We start from the raw sequence: 25,614 nt of genomic DNA, 5'->3' as shown, positions 1-25,614 counted from the left end.
TTGTTAAGACGTACGAAATGTAAAAAGGTTGTCTGGGAGAATTTATAAACCAATTTTTTCAACTCAAGCATCAATTCCCATGCTAGAAAGATCAGCCTCACAATAACCTAAATGCTTAGTTAGGTTATCATCTATTCAAGATCAATAAATCATTTGCACTGGGAGATCAATTTATACTGTCGATGGCGCGGACATTCATTCAATATTTTTAAAGATCAAAAGTGTCTATCCAAATTGTTTTTTGATGGCATCAAGTCGGCGCTTGTTATCTCTATCCTTTATGGTCTCTCTTTTGTCGTGAAGCTTTTTACCTCTGGCCAAAGCGATATCGAGTTTGGCCAATCCACGGTCATTCACAAAAAGTTTGAGAGGAATAATGGTGTTCCCTGAATTGGTTACCTCTTTTTCCAGTTTTTTTAGCTCCTTACGGTTCAAAAGAAGTTTGCGTTCTTGTTTTGGATTGTGGTTGAAATAGGTCGCATGTGAATATTCCTGAACCGTCATATTGATGACATAAAGTTCATGATTTTTGAATTCGCAAAAACTTTCGGCTATACTGGCTTTTCCCAAGCGAATGGCCTTGATCTCTGTACCCGTCAGCACGATGCCCGCCATATATTTATCCAGGATTTCATATTCAAACCTGGCCTTGCGATTCTTTATCTCTATTTTGTTCTTAAAATCCATATAATCGGGACAAATATACCTTAAACCGCTTTGTAATCTCTTATATCTTTGTGAAATGAAATTGAAACAACTGATCATATTACTAGTGCTTTTGACCATAGGAGCATGTCAGGATCCACAACCATCTGCAGGCGAAATCATGAATAAGGCACTCGAGGCTCACGGGACAGCGATTGCTTCAAACGCCCGACTGGAATTTGATTTCAGAGGTATTGCTTATGCGGTCGAGCGAAAAAACGGCAACTACGTGTATGAGCGTCATCTGGAAATAGATAGTCTTGAAGTTGTCGATCGGTTGAACAATCAAGGTTTTACCAGATCCAGCGATGGTGAGATTCAAATGATTGCAGATAGTTTGAAAAACCGATATGCTGCCAGTTTAAATAGCGTGGTATATTTTGCCCAATTACCATTTGGGTTGGATGGACCAGCCATCAATTTGCGCTATTTGGGACAGGACCTGATCAAGGGAAAAACCTATCATGAAATAGAAGTCACCTTTGACGAGGAAGGTGGTGGAGAAGACCATGATGATATTTTTGTTTATTGGGTTGATGCTGAGAACTTTTTGATCGACTTTCTTGCCTATTCCTATTGCGAGCAAGAATGTGGATATCGCTTTCGCGAAAGCGTGAACCGACGCAACCTCAACGGAGTTATTGTTCAGGATTACAACAATTATAAAGCATTGCAAACAGATCCTACTTTGTCCAAAATGGATGACCTTTGGGAAGAAGGTAAGTTGGAAAAAATAAGCGAGATTAAATTGGAAAGGGCCAAAGTGAAATTAACCGAATAGTTCTAGGTACCGGCAAAAGGCGTCCCGAATACTCCGACGGCCAATTCTGCCCATACCAAAAGGAAAAAAAACAATAGAACGATCATCGCCAGAATGCGAAATTTGCGTTTCTTGATGTTTCTCAACAACTCGAATATTACAACCAAAACGGTAAGTAGGACACCCATCATCAAGAAATCGCTTGTACTCCATTGAACTCCTTTCGTGAAAAACATAGCGATCAACGGTATGAGTAATAGCGAAAGTGCTATCGCCAGGGTAGTCAACAGTCTTTTGATATTCATAAGGTCAGTGTTGAGCGATTGAAAGTTACAATGAGCTATTTAATAACTATTTCGTGGGGGTATCCTTACCAGTTTAATCTCATTTCTAGCCCAATAATTCATTGAGTAGTGCTGCAAGTCTTACCCCACCTTTTTGCAACTGTAATTTTAGGGTACTAAAATAATCATACATATATCTGTACCCCAATTGATCTCCTTTTTCTGTATCGGAGTAGATTTTTTTAACCAATTTCCTGCTGTCCTCCAACCATTCGCGGTGAGTTCCTGTCGACATTGCTTTGCGGTTTTTGCGACTCAGTCTGGGCATATTGGCTGCCAATTCTGAATAGGACATGCCATAATGCTCGATCATCTGAGTGTCCCAAACCCGGTGCAGATTTGTTCCGTCATTGAACCAACGCACCTGAAAATCATTCCCCCCTTTATCTTCTTGCAAGCCGGTATGTAAGGGCTGGTGTAGGTCACCAACAAAATGCACCAACATACGTAATTGAAAAGCCTTTTCTTCCTTTGTAGCGGTAGCAGAATTCAAAACGGCGATGCACTGGTCGATACCAGTAATAATATCTCCTCGGTCGCTAGGCGGATGGGTGTCATAGGTTTGATCAAATGGGATATTGACATAGTGCAATGGACTATATTTTCTATAAGCTTCGTCGCTTTTGATCTCATCTGCATAGGTGGAAACTGATGCCAGTGACTCCCCATCAAGTAATCTAGCGATGTTTTTCCTCGCCTTGCGTGTAAGGTATTGCTCGGCAATAGCGCCAGTGGTACGATGACCAGTTTTTCCCCAATCAAAGGCATGAGCAGGAAGACTGAATACTAATATTGAGAAAAGGAGAAGTAGTTGACGCATAATAAGTTTTTTACAAAAGTAAGGGGTGAAAATCAATTTATGCCAGGTTCAATAAGGCTTGCGGTAAATGTGTAGGAGATTAAGCAGCCTTTTTAAGAGAAGGATCAAAGCATTGCTTCAGCATACGATAGAGCTCTGGATGTTTGCGTCGCATGAGTTTGGGGCGGGAAAAAAAATATTCTGCGGCTGTAGCAAAGAATTCTGCCTGACTGGTACCTCCGTAGGCGCGAATGTCCGACTTGTCCTTGTTGATGGCATCCATTTTTTGGTGCATCAGATTGATCCAAGGAATAACGTAGGATTGTTTTAATAGCACTTCAGGAACACCGTCGGTATCGCCGTCAGTCTTATCTATCAGATGCACAAACTCATGTATACCAGTGTTGCGTTTATCGGTTTGGTTGTCAAAACCGTGATACAGTGATGTCTTGGACAGAATCATTTGGTTTTTATACCTCCCAGTTCCTACCAGCCCACCGATGAATCTATCCTTTCCGCTGTGGTCAAATTCAAGATCCTTATTAAAGTTATCTGGATATAAGATTACACCAGTCAGCTCGTCATAATGCCAGGCAGGAAATTTAAAAACCGGAATTACAGCACTTGCAGCTACGAGCACACGATCTAATTCCTCCAGCTCAAAACCTACCGATTCCACATAAGTATCTTCAAGAAAAATCGCCATTCTATATCTGAATCTTCTTTGTTCGACATCATTCAGTTGCTGATAAAACAACACTTTTTCCATCAGGGGTTGATGCCATTGAACGGTAGGGTAATCAATGGTAGGTGTATCTTTTTTAAACACAAAAAAATAAAGAAGCAGTGCGGCAGCCACAATGGGAAGGATATAGAGGAAAACCAATAGATTAATTTTGTGCCCAAATGTATCTGAGATTCATCTATTTTTCCTACAAGTTTCGGTTAATTGTTTGATAAAAAACCAACAGAATTCCACGGACATATTACAGTTCAGTATAAGCTTTTGACAATTGGGTAAGTTTTGCTGGTACAGCCTACCTTCAAATAGCAGATTTGTACTGTTGTATTAGAAAGGACTATTTTTAAAATTCAATTCCAACTCATGACTTCTAAACGTATATTCAGAAACCTCCTGGCTGCTATCCTCATTGCAATAGGAATCAGTCTTATAGATGTGGTATTTGATGGGGGTTTCAAGTCCTGGTCTGTACAACTGGAAGAGTTCTCCATCAACCTACTGTTTTCGGTCACGCTTACTTTCGTCAATCAGTGGTTCTTTGATTGGATGGACAAGCATTTTTCTTGGCTGGAACAACCGGCGCAACGGTTGATATATGGCGCGGTAGGATCCATTATTCTAACGATGCTGAGTTTGTTTCTGCTGCTCATGTTTATGTATGTGGTGATCTATGACGTTCCCTTAGACAAATACCTCAGTGATCAATCACTGGAATGGTACACCTTTGGTTTGCTGATTACTATTGTGATGAGTATCACATTTCACGCCGTTTATTTTTACCGCGAGCTGAATGCCAATAAGGTGAAAGAGCAAAAAAGTATTGCCAGGTCGGCCACCCTTCAATTCGATGCGCTGAAAAATCAGTTGGATCCACATTTTTTGTTCAATAGCCTTAATGTATTGGTTTCGTTGATAGAGGAGAACCCAAAGGCAGCCACAAAATTTACAACCTCGCTGTCCAAAGTCTATAGATACGTGCTGGAGCAGCGCAATAAGGATCTTGTAAGTATACAGGAAGAATTAAAATTTGCCGATACGTATGTGAGTCTGCTGAAGACCAGATTTGAAGACAGTATCCAGGTGGACATTGAGAATAACCCTGCTTTTTCTGAGCTCATGGTCGTGCCACTTTCCTTGCAGCTATTATTAGAAAACGCAGTAAAACACAATGTGATCAGTGATACAAAACCCTTGCAAATACGCATTTATCAGGAGGCGGGCAATCTGGTGGTGGAAAATAGTTTGCAGGTCAAGCCTGTCGTCAAGAAAAGCAGTGGTGTAGGTCTTAACAATATTGCTGCCAGGTACCAGCTCTTTACAGATCGCAAGATGAGCACCTCTGAAGCCGATGGTAAATTTAAGGTTCAAATTCCAATTCTCGATGGACCAGAGAATGTCCAACTTACGCCAGAAGCACCTGCCGCAGTGGAGGATATAAAATTGGTCCAAGCTAGAGAACGAGTGAGTCGAATCAAATCATTCTATGATAGTATTGCCAAAACCGTAGTTATCGTTGCTCTGTTATCCATTCTCAATTTCTTTAGCTCTGATTTTCCATGGGTGATTTTTCCTGCCTTGGGAATGTCATTAGGGCTGTTTTTCCGATACCTGAGGACTTTTAGTAATTCTGGTTTTTTAGGCAGGGGATGGGAGGAACGCAAAATCCAGGTCTTACTGGATCAACCTCAAGATACCTATACCAACCAAAAAGAGAGTTATAAAGAAAGATACAACACTGCCAAAAAGCGGGTAGAGGAAATACGCTCCTTTTATTATCACTTGATGATTTATATAGTTGTGAACCTGGGTATTGCCTCCTTCAATTATTATCAAAATCAATGGTCCACCCCTTGGTTCGTTTACACACTAGCCGGCTGGGGATTAGGACTGCTCGGCCACGCCTATGGAACATTTGGACGCAACCCATTTACCAATAAACAATGGCAGGAACGTAAACTACAAGAATTTATGGAAGAATAAAAAGGACGTTCCTACACAGATATATTGACCCATCAATAAAACATCAAATAATGACCAAACAAAATATACAAACCATCATCATTGAAGATGAGAAGCCAGCGGCCAGGCGATTGGTGCGTATGCTCAAGGAATTGGACTTGGAGCCACTGGCCATGTTGCATTCTGTACAGGAAGCCACAGAATACCTGCTTAACCATCCGTCACCTGATCTCATCTTTTTGGACATCCAACTCAGTGATGGTCTTTCATTTGAAATTTTTGATCAGGTGCAGGTAGACAGTGCCATTATTTTTACCACCGCTTATGACGAATATGCCCTTCAGGCTTTTAAATTGAATAGTATTGATTACCTATTAAAGCCCATTGACGAGGAAGAGTTGGAGACCGCAGTACAGCAATTTAGAAATCGCTTTCGCGAAAGCGATACCACCAACATTCCACCTGCAACCATAGACTTCAATGATATCGCAAAAATGTTAGGTAATCCAGTAGGCAAAACCTACAAAAAGCGATATACCGCCAAAGTAGGTGAACACCTTAAACTATTCCCCACCGATGAAGTTCAGCTTTTTTATTCGGAAAATAAGGGAACTTATCTGCACCTGGACAATGGTCGTAATTATTTGATCGACAACAAGCTGGAATCGTTGGAAAATGAACTGGATCCTGAGCAGTTCTTCCGTATTTCAAGACAAGCGATTGTCAATGTAAATGCGATTGATGACATGATACACCATACCAACTCTAGATTAAAAGTGAAAATAAATTCCTTTAACGAATTTGATTTGATCGTCAGTAGAGAGCGGGTCAAGGATTTCAAGAATTGGCTGGATAAGTAGAGCATTGTTTGTATAAGGTTTGTTAAAGCCTTGGGAATACTTTAACAAAACTTGTGAAACCACCTGGTAAGCATACTCGTAGATTGGGTAAATAATCAAAATAACCATTTTACGATGAAAAAAATTGCCCTTTGGTCCAGTCTTGCTGTTCTTGCGATTGCAGGAAGCATCTTTATCGCGGCTGACCACCTCGATGCTCCTAACGTTGCGAGTACAACTGCCGACATAGCAGATTTCTACGCTTTTGAAGGAGAAAATACTGATGCTACCACTTTTATTGTCACTTTGCCTGCAGGAGATGCGGCCGCCAATTTTGACGAAAACGTGATGATTGAGATTAATATTGATAACACAGGCGCAGATGTTCCTGGTGCGTTCCCTGCTTCGGTTGGGGTTACTGAGGAATTGGTCATCCAAGCCTTGAGACAAGGAGATCGTATGTATTTCTTTGGTCCTTACGACGCTGCGGGAAATACAGGTCTATCAGGAAGCATTGATGTTAATCAAGCTATTGGTAGTGTGGAGATCAACGGCGCTGGAGAGACATTGAGCAATGGCGTACGTGCCTTTGCAGGTCAACGTCAAGACGCTTTCTTCTTTGACTTTAATCAATTTAATACTGTTATTAGTACAGCTCCAGCAGATGGATTCGGTACGACAGGAAGTAACTTCTTTGAACCTTTAAATGTCAACGCAGTTGTGGTAGAAGTGCCTAATTCGTTATTAGGAACTGCGCCTACCCATCTTGCCGATCAGTTTCGTGCAGGTTTGATGGCACCTGTCTACGGGTTGCCAGATTCTTATAATGTTTGGGTAGAAACCAAAAGACGATAATTACTGATCAAATTTTAACTCTTAAAGAAAAAATCATGAAAATATTCAATTATATACTTACCGCAGCATTGGCAGCCGGCCTTTTAATGAGCTGTGACAGCGATGACGATCTAATCACCGGAGGTGGGGTAGATACTGATTTCTCTGGAACATTTATGACCCAGGATCAAATGGGTAGACCAGGTATTAATACAGTGCTTTCGGGATCTGATGCCGCTAAAAACAATTTTAACGTCACCACTCCATCCACACAATTGGCTGATTATGCTGGTACTTTTGACGCTACTTTAGGTGCTTACTATAATGCCTATGGAGCCACATTTGAGAATAATATTCTCGGATTGGATAGAGGACAAACTACAGCAGTGCTTTCATTGGACGTATTGCAAGTTGCCCCAGATGCTCCAACGTCATACTTCACTCCTGGAACTGGTGCTACTGCACTAACGATGCCGTCTAGCTTTTTGACTGGAAGAACGCTAGAAGATGATGTAATCGATGTTTCTTTAATTGTACTCTTCGGAGGGAATTCTGGACAACGATTTGATGGAAATAACGGTACACCAAATTTGGTTTCAGATAACGTGTCCCAAGAAGCTGGTACGAGCACAAGTACATTCCCGTATTTGACGCCAGCCCAGTTCTAAAATTTTGAATTAGTCTAAATGATGCCGATTTCTACAATTGAAATCGGCATTTTTGTTTAAATAACTACCACCACCTTACCATGAAAAACAATATTATTATCATTTTGTTGCTTCTTTCAATCGTTTCCTGCAAGCAAGAAACCCAAAAGGAAAAAAGCATAGACAAGATCACCGATTCGGCAGATTATATAAAGTATCTCAATGTTGAGAACCAACAGAAAATAGCCGATCTACAACAGGACATCGATAGCATGGAAACACGCTTAGAGTCTCAGCCCAATGCAGTGGGAGACCTGGGTAGACTTTCTGTAATGTATAATACATCTTATGATTTGACGGCCGATGTAAATCACCTGCACAAAGCAGTGCAAAGCAAAGAACGTCAAGTAGAACACCTGGCTATCAAACCTTGGAAAGCAAAGCTGGGGTTAGCACAATTATACATTAAACAGCATCAGTTTAGAAGAGCAGATAGTTTAATGCGTTCCTTTACTACTGAACAGCTAAGCAAAGAAGAGCAGATGCTATATTTTGATATCGCGATGGAATTGGGAGATTATCCCCTGGCCGAAAAGATGCTGGATAACCTAGAAAATCCCAGGGACTACAATTACCTCATCCGTGCTGCCAAATGGAATGATTTTAAAGGAGATCTGGCTGCTACCTTACAGATGATGGAAAAGGCCAAAAAGCTGGCAGATCAGAGTGGAAACACTAGTTTACAATTGTGGAGTAATTCAAATATTGCTGATTATTATGGCCACAATGGCGAGATCGATAAGTCATATCAGCACTACCTTAAAACTTTAGCGCTGGACCCTGACAATTACTATGCCCTAAAAGGTATCGCATGGATAGAATACGCGCACGAAAATGATCCTGCAAAAGCCCTTGACATACTTCAGGCATTACAGGAAAATCATCCCTTACCTGACTATAAACTCGCTATCGCCGAAATTAAGGAGTTTCAAGGTGATACTGCCGCAGCAGATCGACTGCGAGAAGAATTCTTGGAAGAGACATCACAAGACAAATATGGTAAGCTTTACAATACCTACCGCATCGAGTTATTGGCACAAGGAAACCTAAAAATGAAAGAGGAAGCCATTCAGCTTGCCCGAGAGGAAGTTGAACACAGGCCTACGCCTGAAACTTATGACTTATTGGGATATGCCTTGTTGCAAAACAATAATAAAGAGGAGGCATTGAAAAACCATCGTGCCCATGTGATTGATAAAACCTATGAACCTGTCGCTGCATTACACACATACGAAATTCTGCTTGCCAATGATCTGAATGAAGAGGCAAGGGAGTATCAATCAGAATTGATGGAGGCAGCTTATGAATTAGGGCCAGTAACCATGACATCTATTAAAAAAATGTCCAAATAATAAAACCGACTTTGTTTTTATTACGTAAATAGAGTATAACGGTTAAACAACAACTTTACTGTACAGGGAAAAGCAGTTTTTTTGGTTGGTTAGTTTGGGTGCCTGGGATCATTAAGATTTCAGGCACTTTTTATTTATAGAAGTTTGGCTGAGTATTGATTATTCAACATCTCATCGCCCTTGGTCTCGTTCGCTACACTTTAAAAACTATGGTGAGTTTTCTGCCTGATAAGTTATCTGGTGAAAATAGCTTAACCACTATTGGAAAATAAGGAATAAGGGCGGAAAATGATTAGACCGACTCTTCCATCAGCTACAAGGATTTTCTTTAGCACTGGCTATAAAACGACAAGCCCACAGCGTTTAATAATTAGCCCGGGTGAGTCGACATCCAGTGACTTAAGCAAACTCAAAAGCAACTTAGATAACTTGCTTTTATACGCGCCCCAACAGTTGACCATTAGAGATACCATCAATCCCTATTAAAGAAATAATAGTAGCGTATCTAAATACACAAGATCATTGTTTCAGGAATTCTATTATTTGCCTCAAAAGTCATTAGTTTGGTTGCTGTACACATGATTCTTTCATCGTCACATTGGGTGACATTTAAATTTGTGAATGCCTTCTTCAGGCTCTTAAAAGAGCCTGGAGAAGGCAGACCAAAAATAATAGTAATATAGGCTAGTTGATCACCCCTAGAGTGTACAACTGTTCCAGGTTAGGTCCTGGACTTCCGCCAGCTGGTTCTAGGGTAATTCCAAAGGCTTCTGTGGCATACGGATTCTCTATACGCAGCAAGTCCGTATCGTTTTTGACCACACCCAAACTAGTAGGCGTCAGCGGATTCAGCGTTAGAGACCATAATTGGTAATCTTTACCATCTGGAGCCGGGGGTAATCCCGTCATATCTATATAGGTCACATCTTCAACTGGGTTATGGAATGCCGTTGCAAAGGTGTTGTCAAAACCGGGCTGACCAGCTAGATCTACCCTAACCGTATTTCTATCCTTGATAAACGTTAAGGCCTCTTGGTAATCTTCATTGGAAACTTTAATGTTTTCCATCTCCGCATCGAGGAATTCTTTTTCTTGTTGAATATTGGTTACTTCATTTTCCAATTGAGAATTGGCGTTGTTCAACTCTGCATTATTATTATATAGGTAAGCGCAACCCAATAGGAAAGCAATGGCAGCTGCCCATCCTAAATATCCGGTCCAAGAAGACCCTTCTTTAGTTCTGTTGTTGCCACCTGTCTGAATATTGGCCATCAAACGGTCGTAAATAGCTTGCTCATCTTTAGATGGCGCTAAACCTTGGGCTAATTTTATATAAGTGGTTTCGATTTTTTCTACCTCCAATTGTACCTCGACAGAGTCTTTAATTTCTTGAGTAATCTCAATGGATCGCTCAAGGTCCAACACTCCACATACGTAGAGTTCGAGTTCGCCGCTATTGATCAGTTCTTGAGTATCCATTAGTTTAGTATCATATTACGCAATGCCATCATACATTTCCTATGCCTGGTTTTTAGTGTTCCAGAAGGCATGTCCAATTCTTTTGCTCCATCATTAAATGTAAAACCCTTGAAAAAGATCACGTCAATGATCTGTACACACATGGGTTCCAATTTCTGTATCCATTTTTTTAGGAAAATGGCGTTGGTTTCTTTTTCGAGATCATCGCTGGTCTCTAATACATCTACGAAATTATCTGTACTTAGGTTTTTTAAACTGTTTTTATGTCCTTTTGAACGTAGATAATCGATAGAGGCATTGCGTGAAATATTAAGAGCCCAAGTAAAAAATCTCCCTTGTTCACTGTCGTAGGATTGTGAGTTGTTCCAGATCTTGATAAACACATCCTGAAGTATTTCTTGAGACACCGCATTATCCTTTACGATATTAAAGATTACGCCGTGCAAAGCTTCCTGGTAACGATCGTATACCCTGGAAAAGGCACTTTCATCACCACTCTTCATTCTAGCGATTAATAAGTCTGGTTGTGTGCTCATAAAATCATTTGGTTTATCCAGTAAAGATGCAAAAAAAAAATCTGCAGGAAAGAAACCTACAGATTTTTTATCGATTGTCAGAATTATCTTAACGGCCAGCGCTTATTCAATCACGCCACAAGCTACTCGAGCTCCGGCAGCGCCACTGGGCTGTGAAGTGAAATCATCTGCCTTGGCATGTACTATCACGCCTTTACCTACAATGTTTTTCATGTCATCATCACAGGAAATACACCATTTGTCCGTGCTAAAAGTCAAGGTAGCGTTGCCTTCTTCATCAGCTTCCAGGTTTCCAATGTCTCCAGAGTGGTGCATTTCATCGCCCCATTTTCCATGAGCCTCGCTGGTAGGATCCCAGTGGCCTCCTGCACTGCTTCCATCTTCTGCACTACAATCTCCATTCTGGTGGATATGAATGGCATGCGGTCCAGGCTCAAGTCCTGAAAGATCTGCTTCCATCACGACGCCTTCTTCAGTTTGCATGAATTCGATAACTCCGTTTGCACTGCTTCCACTCTTAGCAGAAAGAGTTACGGTAAGCTCTTTACCTATCATCAACTGGGTCTCATCCATATCTTCGTGGTCATGATCTCCATCGTGATCGCTATGCTCCATCATTTCTTCATCTTGCATATCCTCTTTTTTCTCCTCTTTACAGGAAGTCATTCCCAGAGAAATAGTAAAAGCCATCAATGCGATAGTTAATTTTTTCATAGTTTGTGTGTTTAAGGTTGTTATTGCAGATAAAAATAAGTACTTCGGCTGCGATTTTGTCATAATAGTTTCTCAAATTTCATAGGGTCGGCGTTGCCCATTTTTAGGTTTTCCATAGCATTTAGGGCAATATCCACTCGCTTTTGGGAGTCTTTGGCTTTATAAACCATAAAAATAATATTGCGCTGTTTGCCAGGCAGCAGTTGCTCAAATATCTGGTATGCTTCATAATCACTCAACAAGACAGCCTCTAATTCTTCTGTCATAGGTGCTTGATATTTACTGGTATCCTCCTTCATTTGCACGTTGATGGTATCGCCGGGCTCAACCTCTAACTCCTTTCTTTTGGCTTTAGAAAACATTAAATACACTACTCCCTTTTTTTTCAATACACCTGCATAAAGGGTAAGCGATCGGTCATCGTGGAATAATTCTGCCACCACGCGTTTCACTCTGTCTTGGGCCAATTGTGCAGCGATGTCTTCAGGTATCAGAATGGCTCCAGTAAAACCATCATGATTTAATGTGGCTTTAAATTCATAGATCATGGCTGGACCAGTTTTGTAATAACTTGGGTTTGGGAATGCAATGTGCGGTGGACTGGGCATTTATCTGCGATCTGCATGAGTTTATCCAATTGCTTTTGATCCAGGTCTCCATTAATTTGGATATATCTTTCAAAAGTATCAATCTTGGAAGCGTCATCCTCGCATTGCTCACAGTCTGCGGCATGTTTTTTAGCGTAATTCACATGGCATTCTACATTGTCCAATGGCCATTCCTTTCTTCGGGCATACATCTGCATGGTCATCACTGTACAAGTTGCCAAACCACTGGACATCAACTCATATGGCGTGGGGCCAAAATCTTTTCCACCGACATCTTCAGGTTCATCTGCGGTAAAATAATGTTTTCCTGCCTTCACTTGGGTGGTAAACATTTGTTTCTGATCCAAACTGGCGACCACAGGATGTTCAGAGTTGAGCTGGGTAGGTGCTGGTAGTTCTATATAGCGAGAAACCCAGCCAGCGATCACTTCTCCCATATATTTTGAGTCGGCTGTATCCATAAGGAGGTGATCTGCGCCGTCCAGCGAGATAAAACTTTTGGGATGGATGGCAGATTGATACAGTTTTTCTGCGTGTTGTATGCCAACAGTATTATCCTGTGGAGAATGGGCAATGAGAATGGGTTTACGCAACTTGTTGAGCGTATCAGTAAGCATTTGTTCGTTGATATCGTCCAAAAACTGTTCTTTGATTTTAAAGGGTCTTCCGCTCAATTCCACAGTAGCTTCTCCGTTCTTACGTATGGCATCAATCTGATCCCCAAACAATCCTCTTACATGTTTGGTATCGCTAGGTGTCCCTATAGTCACGAGGGCTTTGATAGATTTCGCTTTCGCGGAAGCGAAGATAGCCGCCGCTCCTCCTAAACTATGACCTATCAATAGCGTGGGAGCTTCATAAGAAGACGACATGAAGTCGATAGCGGCCAATAGGTCTTCTACATTGCCTGAAAAATTAGTATCGGCAAAATCTCCATCAGATTCTCCCAATCCAGTAAAGTCAAACCTTAGAACACCGTATCCGGCAGTAGTCAAAGCTCTTGAAATATTGCGCGTTGCAACAAAGTTTTTGCTGCAGGTAAAACAATGAGCAAAAATAGCATAGTTGTGTGGTAACCGGTCAGCTGGCAATTCCAAACGACCACTTAATTCATAGCCGTGAGCATTGGTAAAGCTGATTTTTTCATAATTCATTCCTCAAATTTTCATTAAAAATAGGGAGAATCGTCGGTTTTCGGTAACCTAATGGCTTATTAAGATCGTTTCAAACTCGTCTGTTGCCATAGGTTTTGGTATTTTTACACAAAGTTCCTCTACATGAAATATCTATCCTTTCTACTGACTTTCCTTGTCATCTCCTGTATGCATACCGGGTCTGGCCAAGAAAAAAATGATGCCGATTCAGATTCATTGACCAGTTTGTACCTGATCCGTCACGCCGAAAAAGACTTGAGTCAAGGAAAGGACCCGGGGCTAACCCGAAAGGGGCAACAACGCGCCAAGGCATGGGTCAATTATTTTTTCCTGAAAGAAGTCGATCATGTCCTGAGTTCGGACTTTAATCGCACACGTCAAACTGCCAAGGCATTGGCGGAGGCACAAGGTTTAGAGATTGAAATCTATGACGTTTCAACACTTACAGGGAAGGCGATTTTGGAGCGGTATCGGGGAAAAACGGTGGTTGTTTTTGGTCATTCCAATACCATACACAATTATGCAAATGACCTCCAAGATGATGTGAATTATCCCGAGTTAAACGAATCTGATTACGATACTTTCTTTGTTGTACGTGTAGATAACAATGGCAACTCCAGCGCTACAAAAGAAAGCATGGATTTTATGGATTAATTATGGCAGTCGAGCAACCTAATAATCCGCTGCACGGTATCAAACTGGCCGATATGGTTACCCAATTGGTAGAACATTACGGTTGGTACGAACTGGGTGATAAAATCAGGATCAATTCGTTCAATACGAATCCTTCCATCAAGTCCAGTCTTAAATTTTTAAGGCGAACTCCCTGGGCCAGGCAGCAAGTGGAAGAACTCTACCTGGAAACATTTGTCAAAAAATAGTCGCTAGTGAGGTAATTTTGAGCGTAACAAACCATAAATAAAAGTACCTAGCAGAGCTCCAACGATAACCACCAGAATGGGTAAATAACCAGCTCCCGCCAATACGTACATCGGGCCTGGACATGCACCAGCAAGTGCCCAGCCTAGTCCAAAAATAATTCCGCCCAACAAATATCTATACACCCCTTTTTCTTTAGGTTGTAGGCTCATTTGCTTGCCAGAAATCGGCTTAACGTCCTTTCGTTTGATCAACTGTACACCGATGATACCTAGCACTAAAGCAGAACCAATAATTCCATACATGTGGAAACTTCCGAATTGAAACATTTCATAGATACGAAACCAGGATGCGGCCTCAGACTTGTACATAACAATTCCGAAAAAAACGCCGATGGCCAAATAAGTAAAATATCTCATCATTTAAAAAATTAAGGGGTATAACAAATTCACCATCACTAATCCACCAATAAAAAAGCCAATGACAGCAATCAAAGAGGGAAGTTGTAAGTTGCTTAGTCCCGAAATCGCATGGCCAGAGGTGCAACCACCTGCATACCTGGCGCCAAAACCTACTAAGATGCCGCCAACCAACAAAATAGCTATTATCCAGGGATCACCTAAAACTTCGGTTGCAAACAATTCTGGTGGTAGATAAGCTTCTCCAGCGCTTTTGATTTCATATTGTTCTGCCAGCTGATTGGCCACTTCTGGGTTGATTTGAACTGTATTGTCACTTAGAAAGTTGGCGGCAATAAATCCACCTATGGCTGCTCCTAACACGACCATTAAGTTCCATCTTTCGGCTTTCCAATCAAATGAAAAAAATGAGGCAGCTTTTCCAGCACCCAATGCTGAGCAGGTGGTGCGCATAGGGGAGGACATGCCAAATTTCTTACCCACCATGAGTAAGGCAAACATTACTAGTGCTAACAGCGGCCCTGCGACGTACCAGGGCCATGGATCATATATCCAATTCATTATTCTATTATTTTTTAGGGTTTGGAATAGTTTTTTCGCGGAAGCAGGATGTTATACAGACTTCCGTGATCAAAAATTTTACTGATTCTGAAATTTTTTAATATCATCGCTTAAATCATATACCTTGATGTCTGGGAATTTGGCCTGAAGTATACTACTTCCTGCGGCGCTGCGATACCCACCGGCACAATGTACCACAATGGGTCGATCTGTAGGTATTTGATCCCAGCTTTGGCGTAATTCATTCAAAGGGTGCGCTAGGGCAGTTTCAAAAACCTTTCCTTCTGCTATTTCACTTTGATTGCGTATATCCACTATGGTGTAAGCGTCTGGATGATTTTTAAAATGCTCCAAGTCCAGTGCAGGTGTTTCTTTTAAATCTTCAGCCGTCAGCGTGATCGCTTGTTCAAGTTGCTGTTCGTAACCGATTTTAGCTACCCGATTCAACAGGTCTTCTTTATTCTCTTTACTGTCCAACACCAGGGTAAAAGGCTCTTCTGGTTTGACGATTGCACCCAACCAGGTTTCAAATTTGGCATTTTTTGAAATCGCCATAATATTGATACTTTGAGGTAGGTGACCTTTTTTAAAGTTGGCTTCATCCCTTACATCCACTATAAGCCCATTGACAGTGGTATTGGCTTGAAATGGAATTTTGCTTAAGGCTTCGTTCAGAGAAGGAGCACCAGTTTTATTTAGCTCTACATCATAGCTGAAATAGGAAGGAATAAAAGGCTGTCCATCCAGTAAAGTATCAATGAACTCCTGTTTGCTTTGTTCTTTAAAGGCCCAGTTTCCCTGTCGTTCAGCCCCCAAAGTACTGCTGTTGGCATCGCTCATGCTTTTTCCACATAAAGAACCTGCACCATGGGCTGGATATATCAAGGTATCATCTGGTAATTCCTCAAATTTGTTTTTGATAGTGTGGTACATCATTTCTGCCAATTCTTCTCTTTTGGCCTGCATATTACCTGATTCTTCCCTGAGGTCTGGACGACCTACATCGCCGATAAATAAACAATCTCCTGTGAATAATACTCCAGCTTCTGCATCTTGGACGTAGATACTTATGCTATCAGGGGAGTGTCCAGGCGTGTCGATGGCAACTAATTGCAAGTCACCTAGGTTTATCTCATCGCCTTCATCAAATGAAGTGTACGGGTAGTCTGCTCCCAATTTTTGACTGTTGTAAATGGTAGCACCAGTTTCCTGATGGATTTGCAGATGAGAACTCACGAAGTCGGCATGTGGGTGGGTTTGAATAATGGCGACTATTTTAGCTTGATTCGCTTTCGCGAAAGCGTAATATTGCGAAGGGTCGCGTTCTGGGTCAATCAATGCTATTTCCCCTTTACTCAGAATGGCATAAGAATAATGGGCGAGTGGCTTGTATTCAAATTGTTTGACTTTCATGGGTTTTATTTTCAAATGTAGCACAGCCTAGGATGAACTCTTGTGACTTTTGATACATAAGCCAGTTTTTTAACAGCGCTCTAAGAAAAACCCTACCTTTATACAGTGAAGTACACGGCAAAATCCTATTTTTTTGATCTAGATCATCCGGTTATACAGGAAATAGTAGAAGATTATCGCGACCTGGGGTCGGATACTGATGTCATCCGCGAACTTTATATCAAAGTTCGTGAAGGTTGGCTATATCGCCCATTTGACATCGGTTTGACCAAATCTCATTTTAAAGCCAGTAATATTGCACAAAAACCCAGCGGTCATTGCATTGACAAGGCTATTCTCTACACCACATTGCTGAGAGCTTTTGAAATTCCAGCGCGACTGCATCTGGCCAAGGTATCCAACCATATTGCTACTGAAAGACTGGAAAAGATCATTGGAACCAATGAATTGGCTCCCCACGGAATGGTAGATGTTTACCACCAGGGAAAATGGGTAAAGTGTTCGCCTGCCTTCAATAAAGAACTATGCGATCGGTACCAAGTAGAAGTACTTGAATTTGACGGTAGTCAGGACGCTGTTTTTCAGGAGTATAATCGTGATCAGCAATTATTTATGCGTTATCTGGAAGATTATGGCCACTTTTCAGATGTTCCTTTTGTATTGATCAAAGAAATATTTAAATCCAATTATCCAGCGCTTTATAAAAATTTTAAAGGCAAGGATCAGATTTTAATTCAGTAGTCATCCAGTCGGCATGACAGGATTTATAGAATCCTTTTACATCGCATGCAGCATTATTTACACTTGCTGGATATACCAAATAGAAGTTTGATTTTGATACACACGGCTAATGATGCAGTGAAAGAGCTGCAGGGCTGCATTGCCTTAGTAAGTTCACCTACAGGCATCGGAAAAGGACTTCAATCCAGAGCGGCATTGAATAAGCTTTTGGCGATTTGTCATGAGGCTTTTGAAAGTAGCGAAAAAGTTGATATACACATCAAAATTTATAAATTATTAATATTATAGAACGCTATCAAACACCGACTCCGAAATTCTTTTGGAGTCTTGCGCAATATTGGCCATGCACTGGCCACTATGGGTGGCGCCGCGGGTGACCTTGGTCACGTACCTGGCTGTGGCTGGAACAGTCGCCACTGCCGTTAATCAGGCGGTGATTGTCGATGAAAAGACTGTCTCCGATCAAAATGAGTCACGCGAAACTATCAGCGAACAATTGGTCCAAAAGGAAGAGAAAACAGCTAGGAATAAATTCCTTAACAAAAAATACCAATTCCATAACAAAAAAAACCAAACAGCTATAAAAGTTAATTTTTATTTTAATTTTAAAGAGTTAATGTTAAACTTTTGATAGAAAACGGAACTTATTTGTTAAAACGGTTGCTTGAATTTCAAGGGCATGATGTTGCAGAAAAAGAATTGAGATTGCGTATGCAATCTGATCGTGAAAAGTCGCTCCAAGCATATTCTAACACTTGTGATTTTTTTGAAGTGCGCAATGCATCGATGAGAGTGCCACCTGCTGCACTAGGAAAATTGCCTAATTATTTCATAGCGCAAATAAGCAATGGACAAAAGGAGCTACTAGTTTTGATCAAGAAAGAAACCAATGGCGATATTTCATTTACCAAGGGGGTAGGTAATTTTCAACCTTTTGCCAAAAATCATTTTCTCAACGAATGGACTGGAGTTGTGTTTGCTGTAGAAGAAAATAAAACTTCAACGAATATTAGAAGGTTCTTATCAAAGAAAAATGCAGAATATATTGGTGCGATATGCATATTCCTTTTTGCTCTCCTTTATATAGCCTTTTCGACAGAAAGCTTGCCGCAATTATTGATATTTTGTGCTTTATCTAGTGGATTAGTACTTTCATATTTTCTATTACAGCAAAAGTACAGCAATGGGCAAGGTCTCAAAATATGCAAGTTGAGTAAAAAGTCAGATTGCAACAGCGTAATCAATTCACCACAAGCTAAAATTTTTAATAAAATAGAACTAACCGATTTATGTTGGATTTACTTCGGTTCTGTAGCATTGTTGCAACTGATAACCTTACAAGTGAGTCTAGTTGGTATAATTGCTATTTCCGGCGCAGCCGTCTTGCCATATAGTATCTACATACAAGCTGTAATCATAAAAAAATGGTGTCCCTTATGTCTGGGAATTGCTGGCTTTATTGTGGTGACTGCACTTTTCAGTTTACCATTGCTAGATTTCTTTGCAATAGATGTTCTTTCTCTATTAATACTTTTAAGTGCCACTCTAATTTCAATAATGGCCTTATCACAGATTAAGAAAGGTTTTAAATTTAAAGCCAGCAGTTTTGAAAACCAGTTGAAATATTTAACTCTATGGCGCACGCCGCAAGTGCTAGAGACATTGATAGATAAGTTGCCTTTGATCGATACTCGTTTGGAAGATTATGATAAAGATTTTAAGCACCTGCAACAGGATGGTGTTGAGATTATATGAGTCACAAATCCTAGTTGTCCAGGATGCAAAATACTACATCACAGAATGGAACAAGTAATATCAGATCTTGATCATATTCATATGCATTTGAGTCCTAGATTTTTGGTAGAAGCTCATGATAAAGAAAGCAAAGCCTACATAATAAGCGCCTCTATTCTTGCCTTACCCTTGGAAATACAGAACGAAGCACTTACAGACTGGTTTCAAAATAAAAATTACAAAGTTTGGACTAAAAAATGGCAAAGGAGTTTTGACAAAACAGTGATCCATAAACAATTGATAGAACACCGGAATTGGTGCTTTAGCCAGCAAATTAATTACACCCCAGCACTAATCATTAATAATAAATTGGTCACCTCCAGCTATACAAAAGATCAAATAAAAGATATAATCATCGAACTAAACAATAAATTAATGCAGCCTATGGAAAAGGCTGTATAAAAAACACACTTGCAAGGTGATGGACAGTACAAAATCGGTGCGGTCCTAAAATAAAACGGTCGCTTATTTTATAATTTAATATTTTTATTATGTTTCAAGATTTAATGAGTACGGAAGGAGTTACTGTACTCTCAAAACAACGGCAAACTAGCGTTAACGGTGGTGGAAAGTGTAGAGTTACATACACCAGTGGTGGCACTACATTCACACAAGAGATTAGTACTGGACTTATTCAAGGTCCCAATGATTCAATTGTCGCCAATACCCATTGTGTACAGGCGATCGAAGCTGGATGGGATAGATGTCAATATGATTGTGCATACGATGGATTTGGTAGATAGACAGAAATCTCTTAAATTGAGAAGGAGTATATTACTCCTTCTTTTTTTAGTTACTATCGCATTGATCGGTTGCAAACAGGATTCAAAAGAGAAGTTTAAAGATCCTGTAGAGGTTGAATCTGAAAAGGCTGTAGCAGATTATACATTTCTTAAAAGTGTAATACCTGCAAAAACCTATGCTGGCTTAAATCTTACTTTGCCTTATCAGGGAGATATGTATTTTTCATTTTCGAATCCTAGCTCATCAGATTCCACAATAATTTATAAATTCGAAAATCATTTTCGACCACACGTTGCAGCTCAATTTGACGGATCAGATTTTCGTTTAGATTTTGTATATCTTACTAATGAATCAGACACAATCAATCTAGATTTAATGGAGAATGGAAATCTGGGAATAAAAGATGACTCTTTGCAATTGCAGATAAATAATTTGATAAATCGCTACATGTCTGTATTTTGGGCTTCAAAGAAAAGCGAATATGATAAGGCTACTATTAAGGCAGAAATTACTGCCGTCCGCGAAAAAAATAAGAATGAAAGACTCTCTTACCACAATGATCTTCTTTTCTACACATATTTGGAAAAGGTTGACCCTCGTAATACTGAATCAGACTTTTTTTTCAAACAATTAAAGCCTAATTCGCTAATCATTAACACACTATTTGGTTCTTTACCAGAAAATCATTTAAATTCAAGAATACGCTCATATAATTTCAATGATTATCAGAGTATCGAGAATGATTATTGTTTGAAATTGTATAAGGAATCAATGTTTAGAATTCTTTCATTTGAAGATAACATTGGAGATCATGAGCTTGACGAGGCAATAGCTTGGTTTAAGTCTACCAAAGAATTTCAAAGAGATTCAGTCGCATTAAAAAGCAAAATTGAGCCGTTAGATGCAATCACTTTTAAAGAAAAAATTCAAAGATTAAAATTTAATGGAGAACAAACCTTTGAAAATATCATGAAGGCAAATCCGAATGAATTTTACTTGATTGATTTTTGGGCTACTTGGTGTGCTCCATGTATTGAAGGAGTAAAACTGATCAAAGGTATGAAACTGCCATATAATATTGAAGTTATAAGTGTTAGTTTAGATAAAGATAAAGATTTTAAAAAATGGCAAGATTTAACCTAAGAACTAGGTCAAGATGTTAGTTATCATTTAAGTGAAACGTTCACCGAAAATACGGAGTTTTTAAAATTTATACAGTTAGAAACACTACCGAGATATATTCTAATAGATAGGAACTTAAATCTTATAGATCAAGCATTTTACCACCCTCAACAAGAACAATTTTTACCAAAGCTACAGGATATAAATAATTATGATAATTGGTAATTTCAACTAATCAATAATCAAAATATTAAAAATTTGTTTGAAAATTTAATTAACACAGACGGAATATTCTTATTATCTAAAGAGACTCAAAGAATCATTCAAGGCGGTGGCACCTGTATTATTTATCTAACAGATTCCCAAGGAAGTGAAACAATGTATACAATGACTATAAGTCCTAGTCTACAGCCAGCTGAACGTGAAAGTGGGGTTGCAAATGATTACTGTGCGAACTTCATTATAAATGAAGGTAATTCTAAATGTGGTTATGACTGTGCTCATGGCGACTAAACTAATTCTTGCAACAGGTAAATTTTTAATCGAACAATGTCATTATTATAATATTAAATTCTAGTTTTTGGCAATATTGAATTTAATCGTTTAGATCTTCTAAAGTACCGCGATGGATATGGATATCTATCGCATATTGTTATTTCAAAAACTATAATTAAAAAGATGTTCTTATTTGAAGCGGTTTAGAATTTTTAAACAGTCAGAGGCTAAAGATTGTGGTCCCACCTGTCTTAAAATGGTAGCTAGACATTACGGAAAAACACTTTCCATAGATCGTTTGAGGCAGGTGGCGGAGACTACTCGTGAAGGTAGTAGTTTATTAGGTATTAGTGAGGCTGCAGAGCAGATAGGCTTCAAAACTCTTGCTGTAAAACTAAGTACTAAGAAACTTATTAAAGCACCGTTGCCATGTATTTTGCATTGGTCGCAGAATCATTACGTTATACTATATAAGATCAAACAAAATCGATTTTTTATTGCAGATCCTGCACATGGTTTGATCAAATATTCTCAACGAGAATTCATTGATGCGTGGATCGGTAAAAGTGCCAAAGAAGATTCTCAAGAAGGAATAGCATTGATGCTTGAACCTACGATTGGCTTTAATAATGATTTTGAAGATGACGAAGAATCGAAATATGGTTTTGGAGTCCTGACCCATTATATTAAGCGGCATAGAAATCTTTTATGGCAACTGGTGCTGGGATTGCTTGCGGCTAGTTTATTACAACTAGTAGTTCCTTTTTTGACTCAAAGTGTAGTAGATATTGGGATCAAGAATCAAGATATAGGTTTTATCTATTTAGTACTTTTTGCCCAGTTGGCCGTATTCTTAGGTCGTACCGTGATTGAAGTCATACGTAGTTGGATCCTACTGCATTTGAGTACCCGCATCAATATCTCGCTTGTATCAGACTTTTTTATCAAGTTGATGAAATTGCCAATTGCCTATTTTGATTCTAGAGTCACTGGAGATATTCTACAGCGCATCAACGACCATAGGCGTATTGAGCAAATCCTTACAACCTCGTCATTGTCGGTATTGTTTGGAATGTTCAATTTGATCATTTTTAGTATCGTGCTTGCCTATTATAGCTGGCTGATTTTTGGAATATTTATGGCTGGTAGTGCTCTTTATTTTTTATGGATTGCCATTTTTCTTAAAAAACGACGGGATCTAGATTATAAACGCTTCTCACAAGTCAGTCAAGAGCAAAGCAAAGTCATTGAAATAATTAATGGAATGCAAGACATCAAACTTCATAATGCGGAAAGGCGTAAGCGATGGAACTGGGAGTACACGCAGGCAAGACTATTTAAGGTAGCGATGGAAGGTTTGAGGTTGGAGCAGTTTCAGGGCGTAGGATCTGGATTTATCAACGAGCTAAAGAACATTTTTATTACGATCATTTCTGCAACGCTAGTTATTTCAGGCGATATCACTCTTGGTATGATGCTGGCAATTACCTATATAGTGGGTCAACTTAATGCTCCTATAGGACAGCTGATCAACTATGTGAGAGAACTACAGGATGCGCGCATCTCTCTAGAAAGATTGGGAGAAATCCATGATCGGGAGGACGAGGAGCCTCCAGAAGAACAGCGCATCATGAAAGTTCAACTGGATAGTGATATAATTCTTGAGAACGTCAGTTTTAGATATATGGGAAGTAATCAATTCGTTCTGGAAGACTTAGACATGATTATTCCTGCCAATAAAGTTACTGCTATTGTAGGTACCAGTGGTAGTGGAAAGACCACATTAATGAAAATGTTGCTCAAGTTCTATGAACCACAACAGGGAACTGTTTACCTAGGAAATCAAAAACTCCATCATATTTCACACCAAGCATGGCGAGACAGCAGTGGCACGGTAATGCAGGAAGGTTATATATTTAACGACACAATTGCCTATAATATCGCAGTTGGGGAAGATTACATTGATCAGGAAAGGCTGGAGCGAGCCATTAGCATCGCCAACATAAAGGATTTTATAGAAATGCTACCACTTTCTTATAATACCAAAATAGGTCAAGAAGGCACAGGCTTGAGTACCGGACAAAAACAACGCCTATTGATAGCAAGAGCGGTTTACAAAAACCCAGATTTTTTGTTTTTTGATGAGGCTACTAGCGCACTAGATGCTAACAATGAAAAGATCATTATGAATAATCTGAACCAGTTCTTTAAGGATAAAACAGTTCTAATCATTGCGCACAGATTGAGTACTGTAAAGAATGCAGATCAAATCGTGGTGTTGTCAAAAGGAAGAATTATAGAGACCGGTAACCATCAAGAACTTACAGCAAAAAAGGGAGCCTATTACGAACTGGTCAAAAACCAACTAGAACTAGGGAATTAATGCCAGAAAATAATGAGAACTTAGAATTGCGCAGTGATGAGGTACAGGAGATCATAACCCGTGTACCACACTTTTTACTGCGTTATGGCAGCTTTTCAATTTTACTTGTCATCATCCTTGGGTTAGGACTGTCTTATCTTATAGAATACCCTGACCTGGTACCTACACAAGCTATTATTACCACAAGAGACGCACCTCAAAAAGAACTGGCACAAGTAAGTACAAGGCTAGACAGCATTTATGTTACGGAGAATGGAAAGGTGCAAGAAGGGGATTTATTAATGATCCTTGAGAATAATGCTGCTTTTCAAGATGTTTTGTTATTGGAAAGAACGCTAGATACACTTTCCATGGATAATGAAAATGTTACTTTTCCTATTTACAGTATGCCTATATTATACTTGGGCGATCTCGAGCAGGACTATGCTGCGTTTGAGAACGCGTATTTGAGTTATGAGCTCAACCGAAAGCTTAAACCTTTTGAAAACAATACTCAATCGCAGAAATTTAATCGAAGAGAGCTTGAAATACAGTTGGAGAACTTGCTTTCGCGAAAGCGAAACAATTTGAAAGAACTAGAATTAAAACAAGAAGAATTACGTCGCATGAAAACTTTGTTTGACAAAGGTGTTATTGCAAGACAAGAATATGAATCGAAACAACTAGACATCTTTCAATACGAACGCTCTTATCAATCCTTTACCAGTCAGATCTCTCAATTACGCAATCAGCTTTACAATAATTCTGGTACATTAAAGGGCATCGCCATTGAAAACGAGATCGCTAATTTTACTTTAAGGCGAAGTGTTAATCAAGCGTTTATTAATTTAAAGCGATCTATAAGTAATTACAAGAGTACCTATTTAACTTATGCCAATCGCTCTGGAACCATCAGTTTTCCAACAAACTGGGAAGAAGGTAATTTTGTGCAGGCAGGAGAAGAACTTTTCACCATCTTTCCGGAAAACCCTGAAGGATACCTTGCATTTTGTAAAACACCAGCTTTAAATTTTGGAAAAGTAAAACCTGGACAACGTGTCAATATAAATATGATCAGCTATCCTGAGCCTGAGTATGGTAGTCTTATTGGTAGTGTTGAAAGTATGGGGTCGAGTACAGACGATGACGGGAATTACTTAGTCATTGTTCAATTACCAGAAAACCTTATTACAACCTATAATAAAAAAATTGAGCTTTCTCAAGAAGCTATTGCCACCGCTGAAATTATCACAGAGGATCTTCGCCTTATAGATAGGTTTATTTATCGATTTAGAGAATTGTTTGATAGATAGAAAGTTTATTTCAGATTTTCATGAATGAAAGGAAGATTCAGATCTCATTTAGTGAAATGAAATAATTCGTGCGGCACCAGCATGTGCCTATCGCTGATGTTTGTACGTAAATCCTTTAAGGAACCTGAAGTTTTTGAAACAAGTTCCCGATGGTAGAGTGAATAGCCCCCCCCCTGCAAGGATGTTTTTTGGAACAAAATGAAATGAATGAAGCACACCTTATTACCTGCCTTCCCGGA

At 39.6% G+C, this 25,614-nt stretch carries 29 protein-coding genes; 17 read left to right on the top strand and 12 right to left on the bottom strand.

All coding sequences use genetic code 11. The annotated features are described in order from the left end of the window. Positions 1-225 precede the first annotated feature (225 nt). The gene (smpB, locus tag EGM47_RS10050) at positions 226-687 is read right to left on the bottom strand and encodes an SsrA-binding protein SmpB (protein WP_124980679.1); all 462 of its coding nucleotides are present in this window, start codon (positions 685-687) and stop codon (positions 226-228) included. A 55-nt stretch (positions 688-742) separates the two neighbouring features. Here smpB and EGM47_RS10045 point away from each other — a divergent pair, with 55 nt between their 5' ends. Beyond that, complete coding sequence (locus tag EGM47_RS10045) at positions 743-1,486, top strand: DUF6503 family protein (RefSeq protein ID WP_124980678.1); 744 nt, start codon at positions 743-745, stop codon at positions 1,484-1,486. Positions 1,487-1,488: 2 nt separating this feature from the next. On the opposite strand, the gene EGM47_RS10040 is transcribed toward EGM47_RS10045, so the two are convergent. The 3 genes from EGM47_RS10040 to EGM47_RS10030 all read right to left on the bottom strand — a co-directional run bounded on the left by EGM47_RS10040 (position 1,489) and on the right by EGM47_RS10030 (position 3,494). Continuing rightward, on the bottom strand, positions 1,489-1,770 hold the full coding sequence (locus EGM47_RS10040; protein ID WP_124980677.1) for a hypothetical protein: 282 nt from the start codon (positions 1,768-1,770) through the stop codon (positions 1,489-1,491). Between the two features lie 85 nt (positions 1,771-1,855). Next, a complete protein-coding gene (locus tag EGM47_RS10035) occupies positions 1,856-2,629 on the bottom strand; it encodes a S1/P1 nuclease (RefSeq protein WP_124980676.1) in 774 nt (257 codons plus the stop codon). Positions 2,630-2,708: 79 nt separating this feature from the next. Next, positions 2,709-3,494, bottom strand: coding sequence for a M90 family metallopeptidase (locus tag EGM47_RS10030; protein ID WP_124980675.1), 786 nt, complete (start codon positions 3,492-3,494; stop codon positions 2,709-2,711). A 219-nt stretch (positions 3,495-3,713) separates the two neighbouring features. On the opposite strand from EGM47_RS10030, the gene EGM47_RS10025 reads away from it, so the two are divergent. The 5 genes from EGM47_RS10025 to EGM47_RS10005 all read left to right on the top strand — a co-directional run bounded on the left by EGM47_RS10025 (position 3,714) and on the right by EGM47_RS10005 (position 9,041). Then, complete coding sequence (locus tag EGM47_RS10025; RefSeq protein WP_124980674.1) at positions 3,714-5,330, top strand: 2TM domain-containing protein; 1,617 nt, start codon at positions 3,714-3,716, stop codon at positions 5,328-5,330. 65 nt (positions 5,331-5,395) lie between these two features. Further along, entirely contained in the window at positions 5,396-6,169 is a 774-nt protein-coding gene (locus EGM47_RS10020) for a LytR/AlgR family response regulator transcription factor (RefSeq protein ID WP_124980849.1), read from the top strand. Positions 6,170-6,283: 114 nt separating this feature from the next. Further along, the gene (locus EGM47_RS10015; RefSeq protein ID WP_124980673.1) at positions 6,284-7,003 is read left to right on the top strand and encodes a DUF4331 family protein; all 720 of its coding nucleotides are present in this window, start codon (positions 6,284-6,286) and stop codon (positions 7,001-7,003) included. A gap of 35 nt (positions 7,004-7,038) precedes the next feature. After that, positions 7,039-7,650 carry a DUF4331 family protein gene (locus tag EGM47_RS10010; RefSeq protein ID WP_124980672.1) on the top strand — a complete coding sequence of 204 codons (612 nt, stop codon included), beginning with the start codon at positions 7,039-7,041 and terminating at the stop codon, positions 7,648-7,650. Positions 7,651-7,730: 80 nt separating this feature from the next. Beyond that, entirely contained in the window at positions 7,731-9,041 is a 1,311-nt protein-coding gene (locus EGM47_RS10005; RefSeq protein WP_240642389.1) for a tetratricopeptide repeat protein, read from the top strand. 684 nt (positions 9,042-9,725) lie between these two features. Here EGM47_RS10005 and EGM47_RS10000 read toward each other — a convergent pair. The 5 genes from EGM47_RS10000 to EGM47_RS09980 form a co-directional block, all read right to left on the bottom strand. Next, positions 9,726-10,520, bottom strand: a complete 795-nt coding sequence (locus tag EGM47_RS10000; RefSeq protein WP_124980671.1) for an anti-sigma factor — start codon at positions 10,518-10,520, stop codon at positions 9,726-9,728. Beyond that, positions 10,520-11,056, bottom strand: coding sequence for an RNA polymerase sigma factor (locus EGM47_RS09995; protein ID WP_124980670.1), 537 nt, complete (start codon positions 11,054-11,056; stop codon positions 10,520-10,522). Before EGM47_RS09995 ends, EGM47_RS10000 begins: the two co-directional genes overlap by 1 nt. A gap of 102 nt (positions 11,057-11,158) precedes the next feature. Then, positions 11,159-11,770 (bottom strand): superoxide dismutase family protein, encoded by a 612-nt coding sequence (locus EGM47_RS09990; RefSeq protein ID WP_124980669.1) that lies wholly within the window; start codon positions 11,768-11,770, stop codon positions 11,159-11,161. A 59-nt stretch (positions 11,771-11,829) separates the two neighbouring features. After that, positions 11,830-12,318 (bottom strand): YdeI/OmpD-associated family protein, encoded by a 489-nt coding sequence (locus EGM47_RS09985; protein ID WP_124980668.1) that lies wholly within the window; start codon positions 12,316-12,318, stop codon positions 11,830-11,832. Next, positions 12,315-13,532, bottom strand: a complete 1,218-nt coding sequence (locus EGM47_RS09980) for a bifunctional alpha/beta hydrolase/OsmC family protein (RefSeq protein WP_124980667.1) — start codon at positions 13,530-13,532, stop codon at positions 12,315-12,317. Before EGM47_RS09980 ends, EGM47_RS09985 begins: the two co-directional genes overlap by 4 nt. Positions 13,533-13,655: 123 nt before the next feature. On the opposite strand from EGM47_RS09980, the gene EGM47_RS09975 reads away from it, so the two are divergent. After that, positions 13,656-14,186 (top strand): SixA phosphatase family protein, encoded by a 531-nt coding sequence (locus tag EGM47_RS09975; RefSeq protein WP_124980666.1) that lies wholly within the window; start codon positions 13,656-13,658, stop codon positions 14,184-14,186. Between the two features lie 2 nt (positions 14,187-14,188). After that, the gene (locus tag EGM47_RS09970) at positions 14,189-14,413 is read left to right on the top strand and encodes a VF530 family protein (RefSeq protein ID WP_124980665.1); all 225 of its coding nucleotides are present in this window, start codon (positions 14,189-14,191) and stop codon (positions 14,411-14,413) included. 3 nt (positions 14,414-14,416) lie between these two features. Here the strand turns inward: EGM47_RS09970 and EGM47_RS09965 are convergent, their stop codons facing one another. The 3 genes from EGM47_RS09965 to EGM47_RS09955 form a co-directional block, all read right to left on the bottom strand. After that, a complete protein-coding gene (locus EGM47_RS09965) occupies positions 14,417-14,830 on the bottom strand; it encodes a DUF6691 family protein (RefSeq protein WP_124980664.1) in 414 nt (137 codons plus the stop codon). Between the two features lie 3 nt (positions 14,831-14,833). Beyond that, positions 14,834-15,391 (bottom strand): YeeE/YedE family protein, encoded by a 558-nt coding sequence (locus EGM47_RS09960; protein WP_124980663.1) that lies wholly within the window; start codon positions 15,389-15,391, stop codon positions 14,834-14,836. A gap of 78 nt (positions 15,392-15,469) precedes the next feature. After that, positions 15,470-16,804 (bottom strand): MBL fold metallo-hydrolase, encoded by a 1,335-nt coding sequence (locus EGM47_RS09955; protein WP_124980662.1) that lies wholly within the window; start codon positions 16,802-16,804, stop codon positions 15,470-15,472. 105 nt (positions 16,805-16,909) lie between these two features. Here EGM47_RS09955 and EGM47_RS09950 point away from each other — a divergent pair, with 105 nt between their 5' ends. The 9 genes from EGM47_RS09950 (at position 16,910) to EGM47_RS09920 (ending at position 25,375) form a co-directional block, all read left to right on the top strand. Continuing rightward, the gene (locus EGM47_RS09950; protein ID WP_124980661.1) at positions 16,910-17,545 is read left to right on the top strand and encodes a transglutaminase-like domain-containing protein; all 636 of its coding nucleotides are present in this window, start codon (positions 16,910-16,912) and stop codon (positions 17,543-17,545) included. Between the two features lie 45 nt (positions 17,546-17,590). Next, complete coding sequence (locus EGM47_RS09945; RefSeq protein WP_124980660.1) at positions 17,591-17,833, top strand: DUF5675 family protein; 243 nt, start codon at positions 17,591-17,593, stop codon at positions 17,831-17,833. A gap of 109 nt (positions 17,834-17,942) precedes the next feature. Beyond that, positions 17,943-18,176, top strand: a complete 234-nt coding sequence (locus EGM47_RS16330; RefSeq protein WP_164510857.1) for a hypothetical protein — start codon at positions 17,943-17,945, stop codon at positions 18,174-18,176. Then, positions 18,173-19,300 carry a vitamin K epoxide reductase family protein gene (locus tag EGM47_RS09940; RefSeq protein WP_124980659.1) on the top strand — a complete coding sequence of 376 codons (1,128 nt, stop codon included), beginning with the start codon at positions 18,173-18,175 and terminating at the stop codon, positions 19,298-19,300. Before EGM47_RS16330 ends, EGM47_RS09940 begins: the two co-directional genes overlap by 4 nt. A 45-nt stretch (positions 19,301-19,345) precedes the next feature. After that, positions 19,346-19,741 (top strand): DsbA family protein, encoded by a 396-nt coding sequence (locus tag EGM47_RS09935; protein WP_124980658.1) that lies wholly within the window; start codon positions 19,346-19,348, stop codon positions 19,739-19,741. Between the two features lie 89 nt (positions 19,742-19,830). Further along, positions 19,831-20,082: a hypothetical protein gene (locus EGM47_RS16325; RefSeq protein WP_164510856.1), complete on the top strand. Its 252-nt coding sequence runs from the start codon at positions 19,831-19,833 to the stop codon at positions 20,080-20,082. Next, the gene (locus tag EGM47_RS09930) at positions 20,066-21,226 is read left to right on the top strand and encodes a thioredoxin domain-containing protein (RefSeq protein WP_164510855.1); all 1,161 of its coding nucleotides are present in this window, start codon (positions 20,066-20,068) and stop codon (positions 21,224-21,226) included. Before EGM47_RS16325 ends, EGM47_RS09930 begins: the two co-directional genes overlap by 17 nt. 667 nt (positions 21,227-21,893) lie before the next feature. Next, positions 21,894-24,083: a peptidase domain-containing ABC transporter gene (locus EGM47_RS09925; RefSeq protein WP_124980656.1), complete on the top strand. Its 2,190-nt coding sequence runs from the start codon at positions 21,894-21,896 to the stop codon at positions 24,081-24,083. After that, positions 24,083-25,375: an HlyD family secretion protein gene (locus EGM47_RS09920; protein WP_124980655.1), complete on the top strand. Its 1,293-nt coding sequence runs from the start codon at positions 24,083-24,085 to the stop codon at positions 25,373-25,375. Before EGM47_RS09925 ends, EGM47_RS09920 begins: the two co-directional genes overlap by 1 nt. The last annotated feature ends 239 nt before the right edge of the window (positions 25,376-25,614 follow it).

It is taken from the genome of Nonlabens xiamenensis (genome assembly GCF_003865345.1).
Taxonomy (GTDB): Bacteria; Bacteroidota; Bacteroidia; order Flavobacteriales; family Flavobacteriaceae; genus Nonlabens; species Nonlabens xiamenensis.
This window is presented reverse-complemented; position numbering and strand designations above follow the sequence as displayed.

Bases quoted from the DNA above. Each gene is read 5' to 3' on its own strand.
- EGM47_RS09980 (WP_124980667.1), bottom strand. From the start codon at position 13,532: ATGAATTATGAAAAAATCAGCTTTACCAATGCTCACGGCTATGAATTA.
- EGM47_RS10025 (WP_124980674.1), top strand. From the start codon at position 3,714: ATGACTTCTAAACGTATATTCAGAAACCTCCTGGCTGCTATCCTCATT.
- EGM47_RS10035 (WP_124980676.1), bottom strand. From the start codon at position 2,629: ATGCGTCAACTACTTCTCCTTTTCTCAATATTAGTATTCAGTCTTCCT.
- smpB (WP_124980679.1), bottom strand. From the start codon at position 687: ATGGATTTTAAGAACAAAATAGAGATAAAGAATCGCAAGGCCAGGTTT.
- EGM47_RS10000 (WP_124980671.1), bottom strand. From the start codon at position 10,520: ATGGATACTCAAGAACTGATCAATAGCGGCGAACTCGAACTCTACGTA.
- EGM47_RS10040 (WP_124980677.1), bottom strand. From the start codon at position 1,770: ATGAATATCAAAAGACTGTTGACTACCCTGGCGATAGCACTTTCGCTA.
- EGM47_RS10010 (WP_124980672.1), top strand. From the start codon at position 7,039: ATGAAAATATTCAATTATATACTTACCGCAGCATTGGCAGCCGGCCTT.
- EGM47_RS09930 (WP_164510855.1), top strand. From the start codon at position 20,066: ATGGATTTGGTAGATAGACAGAAATCTCTTAAATTGAGAAGGAGTATA.
- EGM47_RS09975 (WP_124980666.1), top strand. From the start codon at position 13,656: ATGAAATATCTATCCTTTCTACTGACTTTCCTTGTCATCTCCTGTATG.
- EGM47_RS10015 (WP_124980673.1), top strand. From the start codon at position 6,284: ATGAAAAAAATTGCCCTTTGGTCCAGTCTTGCTGTTCTTGCGATTGCA.
- EGM47_RS16325 (WP_164510856.1), top strand. From the start codon at position 19,831: ATGTTTCAAGATTTAATGAGTACGGAAGGAGTTACTGTACTCTCAAAA.
- EGM47_RS09995 (WP_124980670.1), bottom strand. From the start codon at position 11,056: ATGAGCACACAACCAGACTTATTAATCGCTAGAATGAAGAGTGGTGAT.
- EGM47_RS09935 (WP_124980658.1), top strand. From the start codon at position 19,346: ATGGAACAAGTAATATCAGATCTTGATCATATTCATATGCATTTGAGT.
- EGM47_RS09985 (WP_124980668.1), bottom strand. From the start codon at position 12,318: ATGATCTATGAATTTAAAGCCACATTAAATCATGATGGTTTTACTGGA.
- EGM47_RS09945 (WP_124980660.1), top strand. From the start codon at position 17,591: ATGCAGCATTATTTACACTTGCTGGATATACCAAATAGAAGTTTGATT.
- EGM47_RS09965 (WP_124980664.1), bottom strand. From the start codon at position 14,830: ATGAGATATTTTACTTATTTGGCCATCGGCGTTTTTTTCGGAATTGTT.
- EGM47_RS10045 (WP_124980678.1), top strand. From the start codon at position 743: ATGAAATTGAAACAACTGATCATATTACTAGTGCTTTTGACCATAGGA.
- EGM47_RS09960 (WP_124980663.1), bottom strand. From the start codon at position 15,391: ATGAATTGGATATATGATCCATGGCCCTGGTACGTCGCAGGGCCGCTG.
- EGM47_RS09990 (WP_124980669.1), bottom strand. From the start codon at position 11,770: ATGAAAAAATTAACTATCGCATTGATGGCTTTTACTATTTCTCTGGGA.
- EGM47_RS10005 (WP_240642389.1), top strand. From the start codon at position 7,731: ATGAAAAACAATATTATTATCATTTTGTTGCTTCTTTCAATCGTTTCC.
- EGM47_RS09955 (WP_124980662.1), bottom strand. From the start codon at position 16,804: ATGAAAGTCAAACAATTTGAATACAAGCCACTCGCCCATTATTCTTAT.
- EGM47_RS09970 (WP_124980665.1), top strand. From the start codon at position 14,189: ATGGCAGTCGAGCAACCTAATAATCCGCTGCACGGTATCAAACTGGCC.
- EGM47_RS09920 (WP_124980655.1), top strand. From the start codon at position 24,083: ATGCCAGAAAATAATGAGAACTTAGAATTGCGCAGTGATGAGGTACAG.